The organism is Sphingomonas sp. AP28, assembly GCF_056680455.1.
In genome coordinates this window covers 175,024-200,602 of record NZ_JBWXQI010000002.1, presented here as the reverse complement: position 1 = coordinate 200,602, position 25,579 = coordinate 175,024, and the positions used below count along the sequence as shown (strand labels likewise).

The window sequence follows — 25,579 nt, the reverse complement described above, 5'->3', positions numbered from 1 at the left end:
CCGCGCGATATCCAACACGGCTCTAGGATGCGTACGATGGTGCACAATATCGACTGGATCGACGTCAACGGCACGTGGCTGCGCTTCGCCGACGAGGGCAAGGGCGATGCCACGGTCGTGCTGATCCATGAAATGGGGGGCACGCTCGACAGCTGGGACGAAGTCGTCCCGCACCTGTCGGACAGGTACCGCATCCTGCGCTATGACATGCGCGGCTTCGGGCTGTCGCAGAAAGTGTTCGGCAGCTATTCGCTGGACGATGCGATCGGCGACCTGACCGGTTTCATCGACGCTTTCGGCCTGACCGGGCCGGTCGCGCTCGTCGGCGGGGCTGTCGGCGCGGGCGTGGCGATGCGGGTGGCGGCCGCGCGACCGCACCAGATCGCCGCGCTGGTGGCGCTGGCGCCGGCAACCGAGATCGCGCCGGAGCGCGTCGCTGGGGCGCGGACCATGCCCGATCGTATCGCCGAACTCGGTATCCGCCGGCTGGTCGATACATCGATCGCCCCCGGCTCCTATCCGGACCATCTGCGCGACAATCCCGAGCGCTATCGCCGCTTCCTTGCCCAACAATCCTCCATGGATCCGGAAAGCTTCGCGGCGACATTCGGCATGCTGCTGAACGGCGAATATCTCCCGTATCTCGGCCAGATCGTTTGTCCGACGTTGGTCGTCGCAGGCGAATTCGACAAGGTGCGGTCGCCGGCGGCGGTCGAGCCGGTGGCCAGGGCGATACTGAATGCGCGGTACGAGGTCGTTCAGTCCGGCCATTTCATGGCGGTTCAGGCGCCGGACCTGATCGGACGGATGATCGCCGAATTCCTGGTCGAGGCAAAGCTCTAGGCCGCAAAGGCGGCGCGCGATCCGTATCGCGCTGCCGCGCCAGCGCCCGCTATGCGACGACCGGGCTAGCGGGTTGGGCTGCGACCTTTTTCGGATCGACGAACTCGGTGCGGATGTAGGACGGGCGCTCCGCGAAGATGCGGTGCCACTCCGTCAATGCTGGCCGGTCGGTGCGCCAGGCGAGTGGCGCGAACCTGAAATCCATATAGCCGAGGGCCGCCGCCAGGCCGATATGTCCGGCGTCGATCGGCAATTCTGCCCATCGACCTGCATCGGCCTCCAGTGAATCGAGGCCGTTGGCCAATGTTCGCGCGATACCCACGGCGAGCTCGGGATCGCGGTGTTCCTCCGGGCGAAGGCGCTCGCTGATCCAGCGGATGCACTTTTCCTTGATGCCCTGCGCAACGGCGGTGCGTTGCAGGACATCGTGCCGTCGCGGATAATCGACGGGAAGCAGCTGCCGTGTCCCGAACTGGGCATCGAGATAATCGATGATCGCATCGGAATCGAACGTGATCGTGCCGTCGGCCGCGACCAACGCGGGAATCTGGCCGAGCGGATTGAGCGCTTCGACATCGGGCACCGGGATCTTGCCGGTGACGAAGCACGAGACGAGTTCGATCCGGTCAGCAACGCCAAGCTCGTGCGCCGCGATCAGAACCTTGCGGACGAATGGCGATCGCGACGACCATAACAGGCGCATCTCGCCGGTGTTCGCCGCTTCGGTGGCGTCGGTGGCCTGGTTCATGTCATATCCCCTGATTGTCGGCGATCGTCGTTCGATCACCCTGTATTGGCAAGTCGCGTTCGAACACTCCCACCATTACGCCAGGCGGCGCTGATCCGAATAATCCGATCCGCCGATAATTTCGAGCACGCGCGCACCGCGGGACTCGATCTGCGGCAAGGCGTGAAGTGCCGAGATGATGTGGAACTGCGTCGGCATTTGTTCCCACGAGGTCGGCAGGAAACGGACCCGTCCCTCGCCGACGCGCAACGTCTTGACTGTCATGCCGCCGCCCGCCGGGCTCAGGCAGGCATGCTCGACCGCCGAGCGCCCCCAGTCCTGCGTTGCCGGCAAATATTTGTAATGCAGGATACCGTCGTTCTTGAGCCCGGCCATTCCCGGCATCGCCGGCGCGGCGGGCGGCGCATCGACCAGCGAATCGACCTCGATCTCTGCAAATACATGCGACAGCCAAGACGCCGTGCAGGTGATCGTGCCGTCGAACGCCCGTGGCGGGGGCAAGTCGCACCAGAGTTTCGAAAACCCCAATTCCTCGCGACCGCTCAGGATCGGATCGGTGAGATCCTCCCATAGCACGCTGAGGAAGCTGCCGGTGACGTCGTCGATGGCGCCGGCAAAGCGCGCCGGGAACTTGACGTGCAGCATCGAATAGCCGCGCCCGGCAAGCCAGGTGAGGTTGGTCAGGACATGAAACTCGACCGTGACGACAGGCTCGCCAACCAGCTGGAAGCCGGGAGGTAGCAGCCGTTCCAGATGCGCGGCGTCGGTCAAAAAGCTCGTCGCGACCGTCAGGCGCCCAGCGTTCGTCGAATCGAAGCGCTGCCCATCTGGGCCCTGCCGCGGGCCGCAGGTCGGCCCAAAACCGTATGGCATTCGGTATAGCGCGCCTTCGCGGTGGACCGGGTGCATGCGATTCTCTCCTGGCAAGGCATCGGATCGGTGTCCGGATCTTGTTGCGGGCGCCGGTGCAGGACAGGGCGTCCTGTGAAATTCCGACCATTTCCCGATGACCGTGACGCTTATGGGCGCGTCCACAGACCGTCAAATGAGGTTTTGGTCGAGCATCGTGAGCTATCGTCAAGGAACCGCTGTGCATGCGCCAAGCGCTCGTCGCCACTTGGCTTCTTGAGCTTAACTCACAACGCGCCGCCATTTGATCGTTTGACGGTCGCCACTGCGTCCAACTCTAATAGCGCCATAATGATCGTGGCGAAACTCTAGTAGAGGATCGACGATCACCGCTGTTGCGGATAAAACCGGGATGAAGAGCGATGTCGATCGAAAGGCCTCTTGCCGGGGTGACGATAGTCGAGGCGGTAGGGCCGAACAGCCCAGTCGCGCTCGCGTTGGCGACCGGTATGTGCGGCCGCCTGGCCAAGGACATGGGAGCCGAAGTCGTCAGCATCGCGCCGCGTGGCAATCGCCTCGATCCAGCGCTCGACGATTTCCTGAACTTTGGAAAACGCCGGGTCGAGGCGTTGTCGGCCGGGTATGCCGCGACAATAGCCGAGGCAGGAGCGGATTGCCTGATCGCCGATAGCGAAACGTTTGATACGATCGCGCAACCGCATTGCCACACGGTCGCTATCGCGATGGCGAGCGACGATCCGACGGGCGGCAGCGAGTTCACGATCGAGGCGCGGTCGGGCCTGCTCGACCTGGTCGGCGACCCCAAGCGCCGGCCATTGCGACTGGGTGGACATCAGATCCCTTATGCTGCGGGCCTCGCCGCTTATCTGGCGATGGTCGACATGCTGACGCACGGCGATGCCGCCCCGCTGCATCGGCGTGTCGACCTGCTCGACATCGGCGTGTGGCTGAACTGGAAGGCGATCGGCGGGGCCGCGCTGGGGCTGCCGGTGCCGAGCCGGACGGGAAGCGACGGCCCGTGGAGCATCGCGCCCTGTAGGGACGGGTTCGTCGCGCTCGTCTACCGCGCGTCGGACTGGGACGCGTTGAAAGCCGCGCTGGGCGACGCGCGCCTCGACGATCCCCGCTTTCAGGAGGAAATAGATCGGCGCGACAATCGTGCCGCGCTGAACGAAATCCTGCGTCAGGTCATCGCGCCGCTGGATCGGGCGGCGATCCGGCGCCTTTCGCTCGATCATCGGCTGCCGCTCGGACCGGTATGGACACCGGAGGAATTGCAGCGCGATCCGCATACCGTGGCACGGACTTTCCTGCATGCCCGCCGACGCGGTGAGACCGCGCTGATGCTGCCGGCCGCACCGGTCAAATGGAACGGGAAGACTTTCCCGCCGGACGATCCGGTTGCCCCGGCGCGGGCGGCCTGACCCCATTACCTTGCCGGTTTCGGCAATCCTCCATCCTTGGAACGCTCACGATGAAACCGCTGACGGCTTGTCGCGTACTCGATCTCGGCATCATTACTGCGGGTGCCGCGACCTCGGCGATCCTTGCCGATCTCGGCGCGGACGTCATCAAGATCGAGAGCCCCGCCTATCACGACCCTTTTCGCAACTGGGACGGCGAAGAACTCGACGGTGGCCACCCCGATCTCCCGCCCTATTTTCGGATGACCAATCGCGGAAAGCGAAACCTCGGCATCGACCTGAAGAGCGATGAGGGTCGCGATATATTCCTGCGGCTCGTCCGCTCGAGCGACGTGATCGTGGAGAATTTCAGTCGTGGCGTGCTTACTAGGCTCGGCCTCGGCTATGATGTGCTGAAAGAAGCCAATCCCGACATCATCCTGGCGTCAATATCGAGCCAGGGAGAGCAAGGGCCCGATGCCGGATACGTTTCGTTCGGGTCGACGCTGGAAGCAATGGCGGGCCTGGCGGCGCTCACCGGCTATGCCGATGGGCCACCGGTGATTTCGGGAAAAGACCTCAACTATCCCGATCAGGTCGTCGCCATCTTCGCCGCCGGAATGGTGGTGACAGCCTGGCTGGCGAGGGAACGAGGCGAGGGCGGCGTGCACCTCGATCTGTCGCAACGCGAATTGACCAGTTATCTGTGCGGAGAAGCCTTTTCAGCGCCGATAGCGCGCCGCGGCAATGCCGATCCGGTTGCCGCGATCCAGGACTGCTTTGCCAGTGCAGAGGGTCGATGGATCGCGGTGACCGTCGATGCCGATGCGCTGCGGCAGTTCGACGCAGTCGGGATCGACGCCACGCACGACGGCATCGCCAGCTGGATCGGCGCGCTGGATACCGATACCGCCCTCGCCACGCTGAAGGAACGCGGCATCCCCGCAGCCGCAGTGCTGTCAGGCACCGAAGCCTATGCGCGGCAAAATCGCGACTGGGTGCGCGCGGTCGCTACCGATGCGCGTGGCCAGCCCGTCAAAGGCACGCTGTTCGATACCGGCGCGCGGCCGACGTCGCTGGATCGTCCTGCAGTGCTGGTCGGCGCCGACAGCCTGGCCGTGCTGGTCGAAATTGCCGGGTTCGAGCCCGAAGAAGCACGATCGTTCGCCAGCATATTCTTCGCCGACGACCACGCGGCCTGATCGATAAAAACAGCAAATTCAAGGGACAACGTCCTGTTTCGACGCCTGCGCCGAGCACGGTTGCGCAAATCTCATATCAGACGCCAGTAAACTGCGTTGACCGGGCTTCCCTGTTCGGGGTTTTACGGGAGCAAGATCTCTCGCTGTGCCGAGCATAACCAAGATCGATCAGGAAGGATGCAATGGCCTATATCGTCGGAGCGTACGAGCATCCGCTGCGCGATGCGGGCGACAAGTCCGTTGCGCAGTTGCAGATCGAATCCACGCTCGGCGCGCTCGCCGATGCCGGGTTGGCGAAGGATGATATCGACGGCTTCTTCTGCGGACCCGACGCGCCTGGCACGGGGCCGCTGTCGATCGCCGACTACATGAATTTGAACCTTCGTCACGTCGATACGACGAATACCAGCGGATCATCCTATGTGCTGCATGTCGCGCACGCGGTTCAGGCGATCAAGGCCGGCAAGTGCGACGTCGCGCTCGTCACGCTCGCCGGACGCCCGCGTGCAGATGGTCGTCGCAAGGGCGGGCTGCTGCGGAACGACAGTCCCAACCAACCCGATTTCCAGTGGGAACAGCCGTTCGGCATGCAGATCCTCAACGTCTATGGGATGACGGCGATGCGTCACCGTGCGCTGTACGGCACCACGGCCGAACAGCTCGCCTGGATCCGCGTCGCCGCATCCGAACACGCCAAGCACAATGAGCGTGCGGTGCTGCGGACCCCGGTGACGGTGGAGGAAGTAATATCCTCGCCGCTGGTGGCGGACCCGCTGCGCCGGCTCGACTGCTGCATCATCAGCGATGGCGGCGGTGCGGTGATCGTGGCGCGTCCCGAGATCGCCCGCAGCCTGCGCCGTCCGCTAGTGAAGGTGATCGGATCGGGTGAGCGGCCGCAGCACCAGCAGGGCGGTTATTTCGAAATTACGGAATCGGGGGCGGTTCGATCCGGCCAGACGGCATTTGCCGAAGCCGGCGTGGTGCCTGCAGACATCAAATACGTCTCGCTCTACGACAGTTTCACCATCACCGTCCTGATCCAGCTCGAGGATCTGGGCTTCTGCGCGAAGGGGCAGGGCGGCCGTTTCGTGATGGACGGCAACCTGATCTCGGGCATGGGCAAGCTGCCCTTCAATACGGATGGCGGCGGCCTGTGTAACAATCATCCCGGCAATCGCGGCGGCATGACGAAGATGATCGAGGCCGTCCGCCAGGTACGCGGCGAGGCGCATCCCGCGGTCCAAGTGCCAAATTGCAACCTTGCGCTCGTGAACGCGATCGGTGGCCAGCTGGGTGTGCGGCACGCCTCCGGAACGCTGATCCTGGAAAGGGAATGACGATGGGCGAACGTGCTCTCAACGATCCGCAGCCGTCCGCGGAAACGGAGGCATTCTGGGAGGCCACGCGCGAGCAGCGCTTTCTGGTCAAGCACTGCGTCGATTGCGATCGAGCGCATTGGTATCCGCGCACGTTCTGCCCGTTCTGTTCGTCCGGCAACACCGAATGGCGCGATGCCAGCGGGGATGGCGTGATCTATTCGTACAGCGTGATGCGCCGCGCGGACCCAGTTTACGTGATGGCCTATGTCACGTTGGCGGAAGGCCCGACGATGATGACAAACCTGGTCGATTGCGATCCTGACGCACTCGCGGTCGGCGATGCCGTGCGCGTGACCTTCAGGCCAACGCCGGGCGGCTTTGCCCTGCCGATGTTCAGTCCACGCGCGGGAAATTATCGATGATCGACAAACGTATAGCGACTGCGGCGGAAGCGCTTGACGGGGTGAAGGATGGGGCGGTCATCCTGGTGGGCGGTTTCGGGCAGGTCGGCCATCCCATGGCGCTGATCGACGGCTTGATCGAGACCGGGGTGAGGGATCTGACGATCGTCAGCAACAATGCCGGATTGCGCACCAGCGGTCTGCCACGGCTGATGAAGCTCGGGCGCGTGCGCAAGATCATCTGCTCGTTTCCGCGCACGGCGGCGGTCTTTTCCGAGCTGTACGCGGCCGGCAAACTGGAGCTGGAGATTACCCCGCAAGGGACTCTGGCCGAACGGATCCGTGCAGCAGGCGCAGGAATCGGCGGGTTTTTCACGCCGACCGGCGTCGGCACCTTGCTCGGCGATGGTAAGGAGCAGCGCGAGATCGACGGCCGTTCCTACATCTTCGAAACCGCACTGAAGGGTGACGTCGCGCTTGTTGAAGGCTGGGAGGGCGACCGATGGGGGAACCTGACCTATCGCGGGTCCGGTCAGAACTTCAATCCGGTCATGGCGACTGCGGCGGACCTGACGATCGCGCAGGTTCAGCGCGTCGTCGAGCTGGGCGCGATCGACCCCAATGCGGTGGCGACGCCCGGAGTGTTCGTCGATCGGATCGTCGCCGTCCCCTACGACCCGCCCTACGCGGCAATTTCATACTGATGGAGCCGGAAGCCATGACGACACCATCGACAGCCGCCATCGAGCCACTGAAGATCGATCGCCGCCGAATTGCGCAGCGCATCGTGCAGGACATTCCGGAAGGGTGGCACGTAAATCTGGGCATCGGCATTCCGCTGCTGGTCGGCAGCCTGATCCCGGCCGGCCGCGAAGTGCTGCTCCATTCGGAAAACGGCATCCTGGGCATGGGGCCGGCACCGGCACCGGAGAATGCGGATTTCTGGCTGGTCAATGCCGGCAAACAGGACATCACGCTGCTGCCCGGCGCCAGCCTGTTCGATCATGCGCTGAGCTTCGCGATGATCCGCGGAGGGCATCTGGACCTGTGCATCCTGGGCGCGTTCGAAGTGGCCGAGAACGGCGATCTTGCCAATTGGTCGACTTCGGCCGCCGACACCGCGCCGGCAGTAGGGGGGGCGATGGACCTCGCGGTCGGGGCGAAACGCATCTGGATTGCGATGGAGCACACCGCCAAGAACGGCGCCAGCAAGCTGGTTCACCGGTGTAGTTATCCGTTGACCGGCATCGGTGTCGTGAAACGGATCTATACCGAACTGGCCGTGATCGACGTCACGTCGCGCGGTTTCGAGGTCGAGGAGATCGTCGCGGACATCGACTTCGAGACCTTGCAGGCGCGGACCGACGCCAAGCTGCATCACCCGGCGCCGCGCTAACCCAAACACCAAGGCCACGCGACCGAGCATCACACGCCCATCACGAGGGAACAGACAATGCCAAACCCCGAACTGAACAAGGCCCTGAGCGGCGTCGCCGCGATCACGGGCGTCGGACATAGCGATTATGTCCAAGATTATGCCGCCGTCCGCGGCGGGCAGAAGCCGCACGACTCCTTCGGTTACGCGGCTATCGCGTTCAACCGGGCGCTCGCCGATGCCGGCATCGACAAGTCCGAGATCGACGGTGTCATCTCCGGCCCGACGACCGCGCACGAGCGGATGTGCGAAGTGCTGGGGATCGATCCCGACTGGGGAACGCAGGCGGATGCCATGACGGGTATCCAGGCCGGCATCATGGCGATCCATTCGGGCATGTGCGAGGTGGTCGCCCTAGTTTACGGTAACAACCAGCGCTCGGCGGCGGTCAATTACGGCGGCTCCAATTCGGTCGGCGGCAACGCCTTCCTGTCCTATATCTATCACGCGCCGTGGGGCTTCACTTCGCAAGGTGCGCTTTATGCCATCATGCTTCAGCGCTTCATGCACGATACCGGGTTTACGCAGGCGGAGATGGGCGAAGTGGCGGTCGCGCAGCGGCTGCATTCCAGCCTTAATCCCAACGCCATCATGCAGAAGCGTGTCACGATCGAGGACTATCTGGCCACGCCGTTCGTTGCCGAGCCGCTGCACCTGCTGGATTATTGCCTGATCAACGACGGCGGCGTCGCCTTCATCTTGATGAGCGCCGAGCGGGCGCGCCGCGGCAAGCGCAAGCCGGCGGTCATCCACGGCATCGGCCGCCACGATCTGAGCCGCGAGGCGACCAGCCTTGAACCACGGCTGACCGATTTCTACCGTCCGGCGCAGAAAAAGGTCGCCGAGCAGGTGTTCAACATGGCCGGCGTCGGCCCCCAGGACATGTCGTGCCTGCAGATATACGACAGTTTCTCGGTGCATATCCCGCTCGCGCTCGAAGGGTACGGCTATTGCGGGTATGGCGAGGCGGGGCGCTTCTTCAAGGACACCGGCATTTCGTTAGAGCGGGGACTGCCGGTCAATACGTCCGGCGGGCATCTGTCCGAAAGCTATATGCAGGGTTGGAACCACCAGGTGGAAGCGGTCCGCCAGATCCGCGGTGAGTGCGGCGACCGGCAGGTTCCGGACTGCAATTACGTGCATTATTCGTCGGATGTCGCGGGCAAGGCCCTGTCGATCATCTACGGTCATTGAGCTCGATCGTCGGTTCGACCTGCCCGGTCGTTCCCGGCGGCGTCATCATCAATAGGAGTTGAGCGATGGGTAATTCGACCCGTGTCCTGGGAATGTACGACAAGCCGATGTGGGAAAGCATCGCTAACAAGAAATGGGCGCTGCAATATTGCCCGCAGAGCGACAGCTTCCGCTATCCCCCGTCGCCGATCTGCCCGATCAGCCTGTCGATGGAATATGAATGGCGCCCGATCAAGGGCACCGGTGAAATCCTGTCCTGGGTAATCTTCCATCGCAAATATTTCGACGATCACCCCGCCCCCTACAATACGGTTGCGGTCCGGCTGGACGAAGGGCCGATCGTGATCTCTAACCTGGTGGGCGACCCGCCGGAGGGAAGCTGGATCGGTCACCGCGTCGAAGTGATTTACGAGGATCGCGACGGCGCCACGCTGCCGGTAGTGAAGCTGATCTGACCCATATCGACCTAGCGTCGGCATGCCGCCGGCGGCCGAGGCCACACGCTATCAGACCGCTCGGATGAGATGAGGTGCCGCGAAGTCGTGCCCGCCGCCCTAGGCCGCCGTATTGAGGTTTTGTCGAAAGGGCCGGCTGAAAACTCGCTTTTCATCAGCCGTGGATTCCCGAATGTTCGAGCAAGATCGCAGGCTTTCATCCGTGCGGTAGATGGGCGGCGCAACCCGCATGTCGGATACGTCCAGTCTTCAACGACTGAATAATACATAAAATAAAAACATAAATTCCGGGAGAGTTCGCATGAACAAGATGGTGTTACTGGCATCCACGGCTGTAATATTTTCTTCCGGCACGTTGATTGGCGGAACCGCTTTCGCCCAGGTCGCGCCCGTTGTCGTGCCCGATGTACGTGATCCTGCCGCCGAACCCGAAAAATCCGAAGAAGATATCATCGTCACGGGTTCACTCATCCGCGGCACAGCCAAGAATACGGCTCTGCCCGTCGCAGTCATCGATGCCGACGAGATCTCCAAGCGCGGATCCCCGACAATCCTCGATCTGATTAAGAGCCTGCCGATCGCGGGGCCCGTGTTCGGCGAGGTGAACCAGTTCAACGCATCGGCGGCGCGCCAGCAGGGATCGGGCTCGGTCAATCTTCGCAGCCTCGGATCGCAGCGCACCCTGATCCTGCTGAACGGCCGGCGCGTGGTATCCGCTCCCGGCACCGACAGTGGTGGACCGAATACCGAGCTGTTCCCGGCGGCCGCGATCGGCCGCGTCGAAGTCCTGAAGGACGGCGCGGCGGCAACCTACGGGTCGGATGCGGTCGCCGGTGTGGTTAATTTCATCACGCGGCGGAAGTTTTCAGGGCTGGATCTGGCCGCCGACTATCGCGCGATCCCGGACTCGAAGGGCGACATAACCGCCAGCGCTGCGTACGGATATGTTGGCGATCGGGTGAATATCCTCGTCACCGCCGGCTATCAGTCCCGGTCCAAGCTTTCGACGCTCGATCGCGATTTTTCGAGCCTCGGTTATTTTACCAACCCAGCGGAATTTTCGCTGACCGGCAATCCTGGCACTTACCGCGTACGCAACGGCACTACCAATCTAGGATCGCCGGTGCTGGATGCCAATTGCGTCCCGCTCGGCGGCACCCCGACGTTTACGGCGACCACCCCGGTCTGTGCCTACGGCTTCGATCCGTATTACAATCTGGTCGAGAAAACCCGGAAATATCAGGTGTATGGCGAAGTGAACTTCGACGTCACCGATCACGTTCAGTTCCATGTCGAGGCTCTGTACGGCAAGACCAACCTGCCTTCGCTTGCCAACGGGGCGTCGTTCACGCTGGTCAACGGGCCGAACGGCCCGGGCGGCACCTCACAGTTCGTGATCCCGTCGAGCAACCCAGGGTTCGTGCCGTTCCTGCAACAGACCGGCAACGCGGCGCTGATCGGCACTGCAACGAACATCGTCGGCGTATCCTATCGGCCACTGGGCCTCGGCGGAATCGCCGATCAGGCCGGCCGCACGAATTCGCGTACGACCGATCTTTACCGGATATCCAGCGGACTGTCGGGCAGCCTGACCGATGCGATCGATTTCGATGTCGCCGCGACCTATTCGGAGACGGTGGTCGATCAGGTCGCGCCGGATATCGTCATCTCGCGCTATCAGGCAGCGCTCAACGGACTGGGCGGGCCGAATTGCACCGGAACGACGCCGGGCGCCAACGGCTGCCGGTACTTTAACCCTTTCTCGAATGCATATCCGAGCAACCCCATTCTGGGGCTCACCAATCCCGGCTTTGTACCTGCCGCTACCAATGATCCGTCGCTGGTCCGCTGGTTGTTCGACAATGAGCGCGGGCGTTACGAAACTCAAAGCCTGTTCGTCGTCGATGCGCTGCTGAGCGGAAAGCTGAAATTCGGGCTGCCGGGCGGGGACATCGGCTGGGCAGTCGGCGGGCAGTACCGGCGGGGACATTACAGCATCGTGTCCAAAACGGGGCTGAACGACGCGCTCGTGACGCCGTGCCCCAACATCAATTCGAAGACGTGCCAGTTCCCGACCGGCCCGTATGTATTTTATGGGCAGACTACGCCGGCGCGTCTGTCCGACGAGATCAAGGCCGTGTTCGGCGAATTGAACGTTCCGTTGTTCGACACCGTGAACGTGCAGCTTGCCGCCCGCTATGAAGATTATGGCGGCCTGACCGGTTCAACCTTCAACCCGAAGGTTGCGGCGAAATGGCAGATTTTCGACGCGCTGGCGCTACGCGGCTCGTACAGCACGACCTTCCGCGGCCCGACGGTGATCGACCGCGCGCTGACGGGCACGACGCAGCAGGCGGCGATCAACGCAGCCGGCGGTCAGTTCAAGGCGATCGACTCGTTTGGCAACCCAGCAGTCGGCCCGGAAAAGGCGAAGTCGTATAATTTCGGCGCCATCTTCTCGCCGGTTCGCGCGCTGACGATCACGGCGGATTACTGGCATTACAAGCTTCGCGATCAGATCGTTCCGGTGCCGGCCAACATCATCGCCAGCGCCGTGGCCGGTACCGGCAACGGCACGCAGCTGGCCAATTGCGCGAGCCCGCTCCGTTCGCTCATCACGTTCGACAACGGCGATTCGTGCGTCCAAGGTGTCACCAACGCCAACAATATCTCCCGTATCAGGAGCGATACGACAAACGGTTCGCCGATCACGACCTCGGGTATCGACGTGGAAGTCACCTATCGCACGCCCACCCTGTTCGGGATCGAGCCGGTGCTCGGCGCAAACTTCAGCCGCACGCTGTCCTACGATCAAGATGCGTTCTTCTACGCGGGCAACTTGGTGACGGCGGGTTACCAGGCGTTGGGCTTCACCAATTACAATCGCACGCCAGGCACCATCTCCAAACTGCGCGGCCAAGCTTATGCGGATCTGTCGTCGGAGCATCACAATCTGCGCGTGACGTTCAACTATATCGGCGGTGCGACCGACAATCGTGGCCCGACCGTCGTTCAGACGGCAAGTGTGGTCGGCGGGTGTACCCTCGCCAATGCGGCGACGACGGCCGGATGCGCGCTCAACAGCTATGGGTTGAAGGTGCGGCCTTTCTATACCTTCGATATGACGTACCGTATCCTGTTGCCGTGGGACATGGCCGTCACGGCCAGCGTCTATAATCTGCTGGATCGCGATCCTTCTCCGGCGCGCCTCGAACTCGGGTACGATTCGTTCATCGGCAATCCGCTTGGCCGCAGCTTCAAGATCGGCGTGACCAAGCATTTCTGATCCTGCGACGCATCATCCCTTATAGCTGCCGGCCGTAGTAATCCGCGATACAGTGCGGCCGACCTGCCGACCGGTATGCTTATCCAACGAAGGATCGCCCTTTGAAAAATCGTGAAACAGATACGCCGCTGCCCGGCGCCGCGCCCGTCGCGCTGGGCGTCGCGCTGGGCGTCGCGCCGGGCAAGGTCGTCGAACCACGGCAGGGGTGGGCGCACGAGGACGGCATCGTCGCCTTGCGCGAGAACCAGCCTGTCACGCCGGGACAGCCGATCGACCGACTGATGATCCATGAGACGTTCGCGCGCTGGGGCATCGCCTGGGACGAAGGATGCCTGGAGGTCATTCGCTCGCTGTTCCTGCCGGAAGGTGAGCTAACGATATTAGAAGGCAGCGCTACGCCGATCGCATCGCTGATTGGGCATGAGCGTATCCTGGATCATGTCCGCAAGAGCCGGGCAGTACAGGCGGATCAACGGCGTCATGCCATGTCCAACGTCGTCATCGAGGAATTGTCGGCAACCACCGCCACCGCGCTCGCCTACGGGCTGGTATCGACCATCAGAAATGGCAAGATGATCTTGGCTGCGACGGTCATCTACCGCGCGGAACTGGTCAAGGATGAGGTTAAGGGCTGGCAGTACAAGCGCTTCGTGATAGGCATGGATGCTTATCTCCGCCGCTGACGCCCTCGAATAGCCCAGTCGAGCAGGACAGCGACCATGCCGGATGTGCAAGACCATTGGCCGAACCAGAACCGCCGCGCCATTATCGGCGCCGGGGTCGGCGGCCTGCTATGGGCAGGGACGGGGTCAGCCGCGGCGGCACTGGCGGCCGCCTTTCGACCGGCGTTGGCGCCCTACCGCGTCGAGCCCGCGCAACCCGAGATGATGCGCGGGACGATAAGAGCGAACGGCGCGGACTTCGCGTACGTCGATACCGGCGGGGATGGTGAAGCGGTCATTCTGCTCCACGCCTTCACCGGCAGCGTCGACGCCTGGAATTACCAGCTGCCGGCATTGGTGCGCGCCGGCTACCGCGTGATCGCCTATTCGCGTCGTGGGCATCGCGGCTCAAGCACAGATCAAGGCGATCGCCCCGGCAGGACTGTGGACGATCTGGCTGCGATCGCTGACGCATTGGGCATCGCCAAATTTCATATTGTCGGTACCGCCGCCGGCGGGTTCACCGCGCTGGACTTCGCCGTTTCGCGGCCCGATCGCGTTCTGACGTTGACGATAAGCTCCAGCCAGGCGGGCATCGACGAGTCCGCGTTCAAGGCGATCACCGCCGCGCTGACGCCGAAATCCTTCTATCAACTACCCGCCTATGTGCGGGAACTCGGCCCGTCCTACCGCGCCGCCTCGGCCGAAGGCGTGGCGCGCTGGATCGCGATCGAGGAAATGGCGCGGGCGCCGGTGACGGGCATTCCGCTCAAGCAGCAGCCGATAGGCTGGGCGCAGATCGCCGCGCTCGAGATGCCGTGCCTGCTGCTGACGGGGGCGGCCGACCTCTATATCCCGCCGGCATTGATGGCGCGCGTCGCCAGTGTTTTCCGGAGAGGCGAGTTTGTGATCATTCCCGAGGCCGGACATGCGGCATATTGGGAGCAACCGGCGCTCTTCAATGCGACATTGCTGCGTTTTCTGCACCGACACAGGCGTCGCGTCGCCCGCTGACGTCGCGCCGCGTTCGCTGCGGTCACGCGACCCCCCCGAAAAGTCGATTGCACAAGTGCTCCTCCTGCCATCCAAATAGCGGGTGCTCGTCGATATACGGTGCTCGTCGTCGACGGCATGATTTGCTTTAAGGCCACTGCGATGGCTCAAGCGCAACAAGTCGCACGGATCGAATGTGCGGCGTCGAGAGGATGGCGATGAACGCACCAACGAGCGCCTGTCTACCCGTTGCCTGGCGATCGTTGCCGGTCGATCGGGCCGCGGCATGGTAAGCCCGAATATTGTCACGGCAGGTCATCCGGCCGGCGCTGCACAAGGCGGCCTGCCCAGTGCGCGGTTTCAGCGCCGTGCGCTGATCCTTCTGTTCGCGATCTACACCTGCAATTATCTCGATCGCCAGATTCTCAATATCCTGGCCGAGCAGGTCAAGAGTGACCTGCAACTGCTCGACTGGCAGGTCGGCATGATGACCGGCCTGGCCTTCGCGTTCCTATACTCCATCCTCGGTCTGCCCATCGCCCGTTTTGCCGAACGCGCCGATCGTCCGAAGCTGATCGCCGTCGCCATCACCGTGTGGAGCCTGGCAACGGCGGTGTCCGGTCTCGCGCAGAATTTCACGCAGATGATCGCCGCGCGTATCGTCGTCGGCATCGGGGAGGCGGGAGCCACCCCGCCCGCGCATTCGCTGATCAGCGACTATACCCCGCCCGAGAAACGCGCTACCGCGCTGGCATTCTATTCGATGGGCATTCCGTTCGGCACGTTGATCGGGCTGGGCATCGGCGGCATCATCTCCGATTATTTCGGCTGGCGGGTTGCCTTCTTCATCGTCGGGATACCCGGCCTGCTCCTGGCGTTGCTGGCGGTCGTCATGTTGCGCGAGCCGCGACGCGGGGGCCATGTTGCAGTGGCTGACAGGCCGAAGGTCGAGCCGCTCGGCCAGGCGATGAAATCGCTGTTCAAGATCCCGTCCTTCCGCTGGCTCGCGCTGGCCGCGACCATGGTGTGTGTCACCGGCAACGGCCTGTCGCCGTTCATGGCGAGCTTCTTTCTGCGAACGCAGAGCATCGAACTGGCGCAGGTTTCCGCATCGTTAGGGCTGAAGCCACTCGGATTCCTCGGGCTTGCGCTTGGCATTTCGGGCGGGTTGGCCGGGCTGATCGGCACGTTTTTCGGGGGGCAGATCGCCGACAAATGGTCACGGACCGACGCGCGGGGCTATCTTCTCGTCCCCGCGCTCACGACGTTGCTGTCGCTGCCGTGCTTTGTCATGACGTTCCTGTCCTCCAGCATGATCACCGCCTTGTGCTGGAAAGCGTTGGCCTCGATGCTGTTTTCGGCCTGGTACGGCCCGATTTACGCGGCCGCGCACAGCATCGTCCCAAAGAACATGCGCGCCACCGCGTCGGCAATGATCCTGATGCTCACCAACCTGATCGGGCTGAGCCTGGGGCCGCTGCTCACCGGCTACCTTTCGGACGTGTTCCGGCTGCAGTTCGGGTTCGCCGAAGGGCCGGGCCTGCGCATGGCGATGATCGGCATTCTCGTCTTTGCGGTGCTCGGCATCGTCATGTTCTGGCATGCGAGCCGGACGATCGTCGCCGATATGCGCGGGCAGGAAAATGCGCCGCCGCCGGCCCCGCTGGTCGCCGAGACGGTTTCCCCGGTCCTGCCGTGAACCGTGCATCGTACCACTCGGGCGCATGCCCCACACGTTCTGGAAGGTAGATCGATGGATTTGACGGGCAAGCGCGTGCTGGTGACCGGCGCGGCCTCGGGCATCGGGCTCGCGACGGTGGAGAGCTTCTGTGCGCGGGGTGCGCGGGTGGCGCTGAACCACCTGCCGGGCGACGATCGCGGTGCTGCCGAGATCGAGCGATTGCGCCGGGATGATGCCGACATCGTGGCAGCGCCGGGTAATGTCGGCGTTGCGACTGAAGCCGAAGCCATGGTCGTGCAGGCGATCGACGCGCTGGGCGGACTTGATTATCTCGTCAACAATGCGGGAACGGCGGCGACGATCGAGCCGATCCCGTTTCCGGACCTCGACAGTGTCACAGAGGAGTTCTGGAGCCAGATTCTAACGACCAACCTGATCGCGCCGTTCCGATGCACCAAGGCCGCGGCCGGCGCGCTTCGGGAGAGCCACGGCGCGGTCGTCAACACGGCGTCCGTGGCCGGTCTCGGCCTGCGGGCCAGCAGCATCGCCTATGCGGCCAGCAAGGCGGGGCTGATCAACCTGACGCGGAGCCTGGCGCGGGCGCTGGCGCCGGATGTTCGGGTCAACGCGGTCGCGCCGGGGATCGTCAACAGCCCGTGGATCGCGTCGTGGCCGGAGGCGCGGCGCGAATCTTCGCGCCGCAATTCGCTGATCCAGCAGATGAGCCAGCCGCAGGATATCGCCGACGTCATCCTTTTCCTGTGCGTGGGCACGCGGATCATCAATTCGGAGACGATCGTGGTCAATGGCGGGTCCGTCACGCCCTGAGTGTCGGATCCTGCGGCCGGAGGCTGAGCATCGCGACGGCCGCCACCGGCCGTCGCGATGCTCAGCTCTTCAAGCAGCGGCGGCGACAGTAAGCGCCTGCGCGCCCAACGTCGCCGCGGATCTCGCCGCGACCCGTCCGAAGATGAATGCCTTGCCGAGCGCCGCGCCGGGAATTTCGCCCCGGCCGTGAAAACCGCCGACGATCTCGCCCGCCGCGTACAGCCCGTCTATCTCCATGCCGTATACGTCGATCACGCGCATCATGGCGTCTACCTTGATACCGCAATAGGTGCCCAGGATCACGATCGTCGCCGGATAGGCGTAGAATGGCGCGGTATCGATCTTGACCAGCTCGCCACCGTCATGCGTGATCTGGCGGCGGCCGAAATCGAGATCGACGCCGGCGTCCACGGCGGCGTTGTACCGCGCCACGGTGGCCTCCAACTGTTCGGGCGGGACGCCGATGAGCCCGGCAAGCTCGGCGAGGCTGCCCGCCTCCAGCACCTCGCCCGTCGACACGCGCGACTTGAAACTGAACGAGGGTTGCGACGCATCGCCCTGGTCCATGATGCCCTGGTCAAAAATCTGGTACGTCACCTTGCCATCCTGCGCCATGCAAGCGTCGCTATGCATCTTGAAGGATACCGATTCATCGACATAGCGGCTTCCATACTTATTCACGGCTATGCCGCCGCGGTAGATCGGGTGCACAACCACATTGCTCTTGCCGGCCGGATGGACGCCGTAATTTCCCTGAATATACCCAAAATCGAGCAGGTCGGCACCGAGTTTCCATGCCATGAGCAACCCATCGCCGGTATTGCCCTTGCCGCCAGAAACGCGTGCGCCCGCAAAGGCCGGCGCGAACCGTTGCAGTAGGTCGGGTGCGCGGGTGAACCCGCCCGTGGCGACGATCACACCGTGCCGGGCGAGGGCGGTAAAGGGAGAATCGCCGCCGACTTCGACACCGGTCACGCGCCCGCTGGCCGGGTCCGTCACGAACCGCCACGACCATGCGCCGTAGATCGTTTCCGCCAGCCCTGACGCCTCGATCCTTTCCAGCATCAGCGGAAGGACGGCGGCAGGCGAGACGACGTGGGTGCGGTCCACCGAATTGCCATGCGATTTGCGCAGCGTCGATGCGAACCGGACGCCCATGTCGCGCAACCAGCGGTAGGTTTCGGCCTGGTGCTGGGTATAGGATCGGACGACGTCGGGATCATTCTTCTCGCCACCTGCCCGACGCAGATCGTCAAAAAGCAAGGCTTCGCTGTCCTCGACGCCATTGGCCTCCTGGATGTCGGTTCCGGCAAAACATAGACTGCCGCCGGCCAGCACCGACGAGCCGCCGACCTCGCCTTCCTTTTCCAGTATCAGCACCCTCAGCCCGAGCTCGACGGCGGTCAGGGCCGCGCTAAGCCCGGCGGCGCCGCCGCCAACTATAACGATATCTGTTTCGCGGTCCATCACCCACTCCCATTGACCATCCGGACCTTTCGTATGACCGGACCAAAGCCCGGCTGCATCGGCCGGACACTTTCCCATCACCCGTCGCACGGCTTGCAGGCATGGCCCGAGGCTTTCGACGAAATGACGTTGCCGATACGGAGCCCGTCACTGGCCTGCAGGTCAAACCAGTTTTTCGGGCCGTCTTTTGAGCAATGCACAGCCGGGCGGCCCTGGATGCCGTTCATCGAGACGATCGGCCGTGGCCGTCAGCAGGATCCGCTTTCCCGGAAAGTTTCCGCTTCCGCGAGAATCCACTTGCGGAAACTCTTGACCCGCCGGTCCTCCGCGACCTTGTTGGAATAGACCAGGTAAAAGGCGGTGCCATCGCAATACGGCTTCCCAAACGGTGCAATCAGCCGCCCGTCCCGAAGTTCGGGCGCGATGAGCGCGCGCTGACCCATCGCCGCCCCCACGCCGTGCAGCGCCGCCTCGAAAGCGAGCGACGAGCTTTCGAACATCGCGCCGCTGGTCGCCGTGACCGCGGTCGCGCCGACATTCTCCGTCCATTCCGCCCAATCATCCGGGCGGGCGGTCGAATGAAGCAGCGTGGCGCGGACCAGGTCATCCGGCAGGTCAAGCTTGACGTCGTCCAGGAAGCGCGGGCTGACCACCGGTTCCAGCTCGACCGGAAACAGTTTCTCTGCATGAACGCCCGACCAGCCGCCATCGCCCGATAGCACCGCGACGTTGATCGTACCGGAAATGACATCGAAGATGTTGGGCGGCGTCGTCGTCAGGTTGATCGGACACGACGGATGCTGACGGGTGAAGCCGGCCAGCCGCGGTACGAGCCATCGCATGCTGAACGTAAGGTAGCTGCTGATAGTAAGTTTTCGTTCGCTCTTCAGCGCGCTGGTCGACGAATTGATCTGGTCGAAGGCAGATGTCAGCGCCTGGCGATATTCCCGTCCCTGGGCAGAGATTACGACCTCGCGATTCATTCGTGTGAAGAGCGTGGTACCGAGGTGATCCTCGAGCAATTGCACCTGACGGCTGACCGCGCCCGGCGTTACGCACAGCTCGTTGGCTGCCTTGGTGAAGCTTCCGTGCCTTGCAGCGGCTTCGAAAGCCCGCAAGGCGTTCAATGGGGGGAGGTGGCGTGACATGACATCCTCTTCAACGTCGATTTGACTCGAGACAAGCATTACGCAAAGTCGCAGGCGGCTTGCTGTCTGTGCGGCGTCGGCCCGTGTTGCAATGCACGGTGCTCTTTACGCGTTATAATATGTTGCACGGAACGAAGCGCAATACTGCCGAAAAATCTCAAACAGCGGCGATAAAATAACGTGTGCGGTTCGGACGCGCTGATCTTGTCACGCCGAACGGGCGTCCGTTATCGATAAGGCGATAGTTGCACAAGCGATGAACGAAGAGGATAATAACCATGCTAAATCCATCGGGTCGCGTTGCGATGATTACAGGTGCATCGCGCGGGATTGGCAAGGCCGTTGCCGCACGCCTGATCACCTCCGGGTTCAAGGTGTCGGCGGGCGTGCGGGATCCGTCGAGCTTCACCGATACCGATCAGGTGATCTACCGCCACTACGATGCGGAAAAGCCAAAAACGGCGGACACGTGGCTGGCGGAAACCCTGGATGTCTTCGGCGAGGTTCATGCTCTGGCCAATGTCGCCGGCATTTTCCGATCCTATAACTTCCACAGCGAAAACGAAGACGAACTGGACGAAATGTGGCGCGTCAACGCCAAAGCACCGATCCGTTTGATCAGGCTCGCGCTGCCGCATCTTAGGGCGTGCGGAGAGGGACGGGTGATCAATGTAGTATCAGTGTCGGGCAAGGCATTGTTCTCGCCGATGGTCGGCTATGCGGCGAGCAAGCATGCTATGATGGCGGCGGCAAAGGGCGTTCGGCGCGAAGCATGGAACGATGGCGTTCGGGCAACCTCGATCTGCTGCGGCTATGTGCTGACTGATATGGGCGAGAACTCAACGCGCGTATCGCGCGAGGATATGACCAAGCCCGAGGATCTGGCGGAGATCGTCCACACGATCATGCTGCTGCCGAACAGCGCTGGCGTACCGGAGATAATCGTCGACTGCTTGGATCAATGGTAAGCTGTGGGAATTTGATCGAGTACAGCGATGCGTCTACCACATAACGAGGCAAGGATATCGAGTAGCCGGTCGGCACGTTCGAGGTCGACAAGTGGACGAGGTCAATCGATATCCTGGGTAAATGGCGCCTTTTGCAGCGTTTGACGTTATCGTCTCGAACGCGTGGACGAATGCGTGCTTGGGATGGGAACCGACCGGCTGCAATTTGTTTGCCTATCTTGCCGTAACGGAGCTTTGGCCGCGACCTATCGTATCGTATGCGCCTACGATCACGATCCGACCGTCGAGGACAGCGACCAGCCGCGACCGGTCATCCGCCCAGGCTGGTTTTACGCGGTCGGCAATGCGCTGTTCGCCTACCCAAGCAAGCACGAAGACGCGCCCGCCACCTTTGATTGGTCCAGTGCGACAGGTATCGGCTTCGCGTCCGACCTTGAACACCTTGCCGGACGCTCCCGCAAAGCGAGCCGGCCGGGTACGGTTGCAGATGTGCTGGAAAGCGTTGTTATCGGCGGCCGCGACCTCCGCACTTTTCCGGCACGCGAAGGATCAGCCGTCCGGGTCGCGACAGTGGGACGCTAGGGTCACGACTCATTGATCAGAGCCAGAAGATGACGGTGGCGGCGAGCGCGATAGCGGAAAAGAAGACGGTCGGGCATCGATCGTAGCGGGTAGCGACGCGGCGCCAGTCCTTCAGACGACCGAACATAATCTCGATACGGCTCCGGCTTCGGTAGCGGCGCTTGTCATATTTGCCGGGGATGATCCGGGATTTTCGCCCCGGAATGCAAGGCGTTATGCCCTTTGCCAGAAGGGCGTCCCTGTACCAGTCTGCGTCATAGCCGCGGTCGCCCAGCATCCACTGCGCCTTGGGTAGATCATCAAGCAGCGCGGCAGCGCCGGTGTAGTCGCTGACCTGGCCCGCGGTCATGAAGAAGCTCAGCGGTCTGCCTTCTGCATCGGTGACGGCGTGCAGCCCTTCGACACGCTCAGGAGAGCCTTCGTATTCATACCGCCTTTGGTGCGACCGATGAGGCGCCCAAGGCCCCCTTTTTTACCCGCAGGCTGGACGCCGTGCGGTGCGCCTTCAGATAGGTCGCGTCGATCATGATCGTCTTCGGCGTGGCGCTCGCGGCCGCCAGTCCTTCCATTATGCGGAGGAAGACACCTCTTTCGCCCCATCGCTTCCACCGGTTGTAAAGCGTCTTGTGTGGGCCATACTCCCGAGGGGCATCGCACCAGCGCAGCCCGTTGCGGTTGACGAATACGATACCGCTCAACACCCGCCGGTCATCAACCCGTGGCTTGCCGTGGCTCTTGGGAAAATACGGCTCGAGCCGCGCCATCTGCTCGTCGGTCAGCCAGTACAGGTCGCTCATCCTCGGTCTCCTCACGGAACCTGAATCAGATCGAGCCGCTCAGATCAATGGGTCCTGACTCTAGCATTACAGTTGCGAATTTAAGCGAAGTCTGAATCAATGGGTCTTCATGGCAGGAGACCGTGGATGACGGGTGCATCGATTGAGACGACGCTGGAGCTTTGGGCGACTTCGCTGCGTGACGTGAAGGCGCGGATGCGGGGTTTGTTCACGCAGGACCGTGTCGCGGCATCCGCGGGGTTCTTCCTGGAAGGGCTGCTAGGCGACGAGCGGCGCAAGACGGGCTGGATGCGTGCGGAAGCGGCAGGCGATCCGGGACCGTGGCGGCAGCAGGCGATCCTTGGCCGCGGTCGGTGGGACGCTGACGCGCTGCGCGATATCGTACGCGACTATGTCGTCGAGACGCTGGCTGCCGAGGATGCGGTGCTCGTGATCGATGAGACGGGTTTCCTCAAGCAGGGCAAGGCGTCGTGTGGTGTCTCGCGCCAATACACCGGGTCTGCGGGCAAAATCACCAACTGCCAGATCGGCGTCTTTGCCGCCTATGTCTCGCACCGCGGTCATGCCTTTATCGACCGGGCGCTGTATCTGCCGAAGAACTGGACCAGCAACAGCGCGCGCATGGTTTCGGCCCATGTCCCGACGGAGACGCGGTTCGCGACCAAGCCAGCCCTGGCGGTGCAAATGATCGCACGTGCGATTGCAGCCGACGTCCCGTTCGCCTGGGTCGCCGCTGACAGTGTGTACGGCGTCGGCGACGTCGAGCAGGCGCTACGCCGAGCAGGGAAAGGCTATGTCCTGGGCGTTGGCTCCAACCATCACTTTGGCTCTTGGGTGGGGAAGCCCGCCGTTTTCGGCACTGCAGGTGAAATCGCACAGGATCTCGATCCCGCCGCCTGGCATCGCCTGTCGGCAGGCAATGGGACGAAGGGAGCGAGACTGCACGACTGGGCCTATCTCGAACTCGCAGACATCGAGGCTACCGATTACGGTGAAGGACGCACTGGGGTGTGGACACGCGGCTTGCTGATCCGACGACATATCGCGGACGGCGAACTGGCGTTCTTCACAACCTGGTGCCCGGCCGGGACCGGGATCGACGCGCTCGTGCAGGTTGAAGGCCACCGCTGGGCGATCGAGGACAGCTTTGAGACGACCAAGAACGAACTCGGCCTCGACCATAACGAAACCCGCTCCTGGCATGGATGGCATCGCCACGTGTCGCTGGTCATGCTCGCGTTCGCCATGATGGCGGTGATCCGCCACCACGCAAACGAGGTGACGCCCCCAAAAAGAATGCGCACGACACCCCGGCGCTGATCCGCTGGTCCATACAAGAAGTTCGACGCATTGCCGTTCGGCTCGCCCAGCGCCGTATCGCGCCCGCCCACATCATCGCATGGTCGTTATGGCGACGAGCGCACCAAGCGGCCGCCCGCCGCGCTCACCTCAAGTCGAGAATGCAACTGTAATGCTAGACTACCAGGTCCCCTCGTTCATGCGCCGCTGGCGTTCAGCCTCCGCTGCACTAGTACTGGGGTGGGGATGGTCGACGCTCGGGATTGGCCCGGCTTGTGCCCAGCGTGTGACGATCACGCCTTTTGCGCCAACCTGATGGTCGAGCAGGCGCAGTGCGCCTGAAGGGGTGCCGTCGCCGAACAGACGCTTGCCGGTCCCCAGTACGACAGGAAAGGTCATGAGGACCAGTTCGTCGATTAGCCCGGCAGCGAGGAGTGGAGGGTAGAGCGTTGAGGAGCCTTGAATCAGCAAGTCTGGACCGTCGCTATCCTTCAGGGCTCGGATCGCGGCAATGCCGTCCAGGCGATAGCTGTTTGCCCAGTCGAGCGGCTGATCGCCATGCGTTACAACATGCTTGTCGGCGGAAGTCAGTGCGTCGCCCATGCCTTCCATCTCGCCTTCGACGAATGGCCAGTAGGCTGCAAAAATATCGTAGGTCCGTCGACCTAGAAGCAGCGCGTAGGGCAGCTTGAACAGCTCGCCCAGCACTGGATCGATCTCATTTTCGCCGATGCCGAATACCCAACCGCCCTGGCCAAAGTCTCCGGTCGGATCTTCAGTAGGCCCGCCAGGTCCCTGCATCACGCCGTCAAGCGATACGAATGCCGCACCGGTCAACTTTCGCATGGATCAAATCCTTCCGGTGGATACTCTCGACTGGAACGGGTCGCGCAGCAAGTGCTCAATCGCAGGTCCGCAGGACCTGAATGAACGGCCAATCTTGGAAAGCGGCTGCGAGTTGCTGAACGTCCAAAACTGGGTCATTCGGCTATCGGTCTTCTAAAGGTGCACCACGATCAGATTCACAAGGAACGGTAACGCGAACGCTCGCCGGCAGGTGTTAGATATCGTCCGCCGGTTCGCAACCGAGCGGTTTCCTGGATCGTTTCACTTGACGAAGGAGAGCAACCATGATGACCGCCCCGCAAGACGAAGAACCTGGTTTTGAAACCGACGTCAACGAACTTTCGGACGGCAATAACGGGCCGGAAGATACGCTCGAGGATAAACCAATCGCTGACGAACAGAAGCCAGACGATCTGGAGGAAGCGCAGAAAGAAGGAGCCGAGGAGCGAGAAGCGGGCGGCTTATACTGAATAGGCATGTGGACGAGGTGGGCCTGGAGCGTAACGCGTTCCGGGCGATTGGCCTACTTGGTTGCAAACGCGCTTTGGCGCTAAAGAGCTACATCGGAAGTCGTCAGCAGGATTGGTGGCTCACCACCGAGGCGTTTCACAAATTCGCGCTGGGCGATGCGATGAATTTCGCTTTCAAACTCGATGAAGACCTCGACCGCAGTTTCCGGGTCAATTCCTTCCAGCTCTGGGTTCAGCATCTCGGCCAACGCTTCGCTGGTGATCAGAAACTCAACGGGCCAAAGGCGGTCGCGCCGGTGAAGCCGATGCTGTCACGCTCGGCCACCCAATATCCGTCACCGCGCTCGAAACGGACGCTGGATTTCGCCATAGCTATTACTCCTTTTCGCTTGGGATGGATGGCAGGTGCTTGGCAATTGCCGCGATAGCTTCGCCAGTGAATGTCGTACTGGAAACCCCTTCGATCTGAACGGCATGATCCGTGGTCAAGGTCGCCGCTTCTCGATGTTCAGGGTCCAGCCTGACCCAATCCCGCACGGCTCGCTCGAGGTTCGTCACTTCGGCGATATCGGTGTCACCGCGGGGCACGTTCTCCAACGACGCGCTCATTCGCCAGTTGATGTCCGGGGTCTTGGCGCTTTCGCCCCATGTCGCTTCTGTCATTGTCAGTCACCTTTCGGGG

General features: G+C 62.6%; 26 protein-coding genes and 1 pseudogene. 18 read left to right on the top strand and 9 right to left on the bottom strand.

What is annotated here, in order from left to right:
• Positions 1 to 36 precede the first annotated feature (36 nt).
• Positions 37 to 843, top strand: a complete 807-nt coding sequence (locus AC1MH0_RS20315; RefSeq protein ID WP_480965976.1) for an alpha/beta fold hydrolase — start codon at positions 37 to 39, stop codon at positions 841 to 843.
• Between the two features lie 49 nt (positions 844 to 892).
• Here AC1MH0_RS20315 and AC1MH0_RS20310 read toward each other — a convergent pair whose 3' ends face one another.
• A complete protein-coding gene (locus AC1MH0_RS20310) occupies positions 893 to 1,591 on the bottom strand; it encodes a glutathione S-transferase family protein (RefSeq protein WP_480965975.1) in 699 nt (232 codons plus the stop codon).
• 75 nt (positions 1,592 to 1,666) lie between these two features.
• On the bottom strand, positions 1,667 to 2,500 hold the full coding sequence (locus tag AC1MH0_RS20305) for an acetoacetate decarboxylase family protein (protein ID WP_480965974.1): 834 nt from the start codon (positions 2,498 to 2,500) through the stop codon (positions 1,667 to 1,669).
• A 362-nt stretch (positions 2,501 to 2,862) separates the two neighbouring features.
• Here AC1MH0_RS20305 and AC1MH0_RS20300 point away from each other — a divergent pair, with 362 nt between their 5' ends.
• From AC1MH0_RS20300 to AC1MH0_RS20240, 13 genes are all read left to right on the top strand, one after another.
• Positions 2,863 to 3,885: a CoA transferase gene (locus tag AC1MH0_RS20300; protein ID WP_480965973.1), complete on the top strand. Its 1,023-nt coding sequence runs from the start codon at positions 2,863 to 2,865 to the stop codon at positions 3,883 to 3,885.
• Between the two features lie 50 nt (positions 3,886 to 3,935).
• A complete protein-coding gene (locus AC1MH0_RS20295; protein WP_480965972.1) occupies positions 3,936 to 5,066 on the top strand; it encodes a CaiB/BaiF CoA transferase family protein in 1,131 nt (376 codons plus the stop codon).
• Between the two features lie 182 nt (positions 5,067 to 5,248).
• The gene (locus AC1MH0_RS20290; protein ID WP_480965971.1) at positions 5,249 to 6,403 is read left to right on the top strand and encodes a thiolase domain-containing protein; all 1,155 of its coding nucleotides are present in this window, start codon (positions 5,249 to 5,251) and stop codon (positions 6,401 to 6,403) included.
• Complete coding sequence (locus AC1MH0_RS20285; protein WP_480965970.1) at positions 6,400 to 6,807, top strand: Zn-ribbon domain-containing OB-fold protein; 408 nt, start codon at positions 6,400 to 6,402, stop codon at positions 6,805 to 6,807. Before AC1MH0_RS20290 ends, AC1MH0_RS20285 begins: the two co-directional genes overlap by 4 nt.
• The gene (locus AC1MH0_RS20280) at positions 6,804 to 7,490 is read left to right on the top strand and encodes a 3-oxoacid CoA-transferase subunit A (RefSeq protein ID WP_480965969.1); all 687 of its coding nucleotides are present in this window, start codon (positions 6,804 to 6,806) and stop codon (positions 7,488 to 7,490) included. Before AC1MH0_RS20285 ends, AC1MH0_RS20280 begins: the two co-directional genes overlap by 4 nt.
• Entirely contained in the window at positions 7,490 to 8,182 is a 693-nt protein-coding gene (locus tag AC1MH0_RS20275) for a 3-oxoacid CoA-transferase subunit B (RefSeq protein ID WP_480965968.1), read from the top strand. Before AC1MH0_RS20280 ends, AC1MH0_RS20275 begins: the two co-directional genes overlap by 1 nt.
• A gap of 57 nt (positions 8,183 to 8,239) precedes the next feature.
• Positions 8,240 to 9,415 (top strand): thiolase family protein, encoded by a 1,176-nt coding sequence (locus AC1MH0_RS20270; RefSeq protein ID WP_480965967.1) that lies wholly within the window; start codon positions 8,240 to 8,242, stop codon positions 9,413 to 9,415.
• A 65-nt stretch (positions 9,416 to 9,480) separates the two neighbouring features.
• A complete protein-coding gene (locus tag AC1MH0_RS20265; RefSeq protein ID WP_480965966.1) occupies positions 9,481 to 9,870 on the top strand; it encodes a Zn-ribbon domain-containing OB-fold protein in 390 nt (129 codons plus the stop codon).
• Positions 9,871 to 10,267: 397 nt separating this feature from the next.
• The gene (locus tag AC1MH0_RS20260) at positions 10,268 to 13,156 is read left to right on the top strand and encodes a TonB-dependent receptor domain-containing protein (RefSeq protein WP_480965965.1); all 2,889 of its coding nucleotides are present in this window, start codon (positions 10,268 to 10,270) and stop codon (positions 13,154 to 13,156) included.
• Positions 13,157 to 13,257: 101 nt separating this feature from the next.
• Complete coding sequence (locus AC1MH0_RS20255; protein WP_480965964.1) at positions 13,258 to 13,839, top strand: nuclear transport factor 2 family protein; 582 nt, start codon at positions 13,258 to 13,260, stop codon at positions 13,837 to 13,839.
• Positions 13,840 to 14,040: 201 nt separating this feature from the next.
• The gene (locus tag AC1MH0_RS20250) at positions 14,041 to 14,832 is read left to right on the top strand and encodes an alpha/beta fold hydrolase (RefSeq protein WP_480965963.1); all 792 of its coding nucleotides are present in this window, start codon (positions 14,041 to 14,043) and stop codon (positions 14,830 to 14,832) included.
• 265 nt (positions 14,833 to 15,097) lie between these two features.
• Entirely contained in the window at positions 15,098 to 16,510 is a 1,413-nt protein-coding gene (locus AC1MH0_RS20245) for a spinster family MFS transporter (RefSeq protein WP_480965962.1), read from the top strand.
• A gap of 54 nt (positions 16,511 to 16,564) precedes the next feature.
• Complete coding sequence (locus tag AC1MH0_RS20240) at positions 16,565 to 17,320, top strand: SDR family NAD(P)-dependent oxidoreductase (protein WP_480965961.1); 756 nt, start codon at positions 16,565 to 16,567, stop codon at positions 17,318 to 17,320.
• Positions 17,321 to 17,389: 69 nt separating this feature from the next.
• On the opposite strand, the gene AC1MH0_RS20235 is transcribed toward AC1MH0_RS20240, so the two are convergent.
• From AC1MH0_RS20235 to gcvA, 3 genes are all read right to left on the bottom strand, one after another.
• A complete protein-coding gene (locus AC1MH0_RS20235; RefSeq protein ID WP_480966127.1) occupies positions 17,390 to 18,787 on the bottom strand; it encodes an FAD-dependent oxidoreductase in 1,398 nt (465 codons plus the stop codon).
• A gap of 77 nt (positions 18,788 to 18,864) precedes the next feature.
• Positions 18,865 to 19,014 carry a hypothetical protein gene (locus AC1MH0_RS20230; protein WP_480965960.1) on the bottom strand — a complete coding sequence of 50 codons (150 nt, stop codon included), beginning with the start codon at positions 19,012 to 19,014 and terminating at the stop codon, positions 18,865 to 18,867.
• Between the two features lie 21 nt (positions 19,015 to 19,035).
• Complete coding sequence (gene gcvA / locus AC1MH0_RS20225) at positions 19,036 to 19,935, bottom strand: transcriptional regulator GcvA (protein ID WP_480965959.1); 900 nt, start codon at positions 19,933 to 19,935, stop codon at positions 19,036 to 19,038.
• Between the two features lie 278 nt (positions 19,936 to 20,213).
• Between gcvA and AC1MH0_RS20220 the strand changes: the two genes are divergently transcribed.
• Together AC1MH0_RS20220 and AC1MH0_RS20215 are read left to right on the top strand one after the other, a co-directional pair.
• Complete coding sequence (locus tag AC1MH0_RS20220; protein WP_480965958.1) at positions 20,214 to 20,903, top strand: SDR family NAD(P)-dependent oxidoreductase; 690 nt, start codon at positions 20,214 to 20,216, stop codon at positions 20,901 to 20,903.
• Between the two features lie 234 nt (positions 20,904 to 21,137).
• Entirely contained in the window at positions 21,138 to 21,485 is a 348-nt protein-coding gene (locus tag AC1MH0_RS20215; RefSeq protein ID WP_480965957.1) for a hypothetical protein, read from the top strand.
• A gap of 16 nt (positions 21,486 to 21,501) precedes the next feature.
• Here the strand turns inward: AC1MH0_RS20215 and AC1MH0_RS20210 are convergent.
• A pseudogene (locus AC1MH0_RS20210) lies at positions 21,502 to 22,282 on the bottom strand (IS5 family transposase).
• Positions 22,283 to 22,408: 126 nt separating this feature from the next.
• On the opposite strand from AC1MH0_RS20210, the gene AC1MH0_RS20205 reads away from it, so the two are divergent.
• Positions 22,409 to 23,602 carry an IS701 family transposase gene (locus AC1MH0_RS20205; protein WP_480965956.1) on the top strand — a complete coding sequence of 398 codons (1,194 nt, stop codon included), beginning with the start codon at positions 22,409 to 22,411 and terminating at the stop codon, positions 23,600 to 23,602.
• Between the two features lie 159 nt (positions 23,603 to 23,761).
• On the opposite strand, the gene AC1MH0_RS20200 is transcribed toward AC1MH0_RS20205, so the two are convergent.
• A complete protein-coding gene (locus AC1MH0_RS20200) occupies positions 23,762 to 24,427 on the bottom strand; it encodes a dihydrofolate reductase family protein (protein ID WP_480965955.1) in 666 nt (221 codons plus the stop codon).
• A gap of 284 nt (positions 24,428 to 24,711) precedes the next feature.
• Here AC1MH0_RS20200 and AC1MH0_RS20195 point away from each other — a divergent pair, with 284 nt between their 5' ends.
• Positions 24,712 to 24,897, top strand: coding sequence for a hypothetical protein (locus AC1MH0_RS20195; RefSeq protein ID WP_480965954.1), 186 nt, complete (start codon positions 24,712 to 24,714; stop codon positions 24,895 to 24,897).
• Between the two features lie 80 nt (positions 24,898 to 24,977).
• Here the strand turns inward: AC1MH0_RS20195 and AC1MH0_RS20190 are convergent, their stop codons facing one another.
• Together AC1MH0_RS20190 and AC1MH0_RS20185 are read right to left on the bottom strand one after the other, a co-directional pair.
• Positions 24,978 to 25,145: a hypothetical protein gene (locus AC1MH0_RS20190; RefSeq protein ID WP_480965953.1), complete on the bottom strand. Its 168-nt coding sequence runs from the start codon at positions 25,143 to 25,145 to the stop codon at positions 24,978 to 24,980.
• Between the two features lie 127 nt (positions 25,146 to 25,272).
• On the bottom strand, positions 25,273 to 25,560 hold the full coding sequence (locus tag AC1MH0_RS20185) for a hypothetical protein (protein ID WP_480965952.1): 288 nt from the start codon (positions 25,558 to 25,560) through the stop codon (positions 25,273 to 25,275).
• Positions 25,561 to 25,579: the final 19 nt, after the last annotated feature.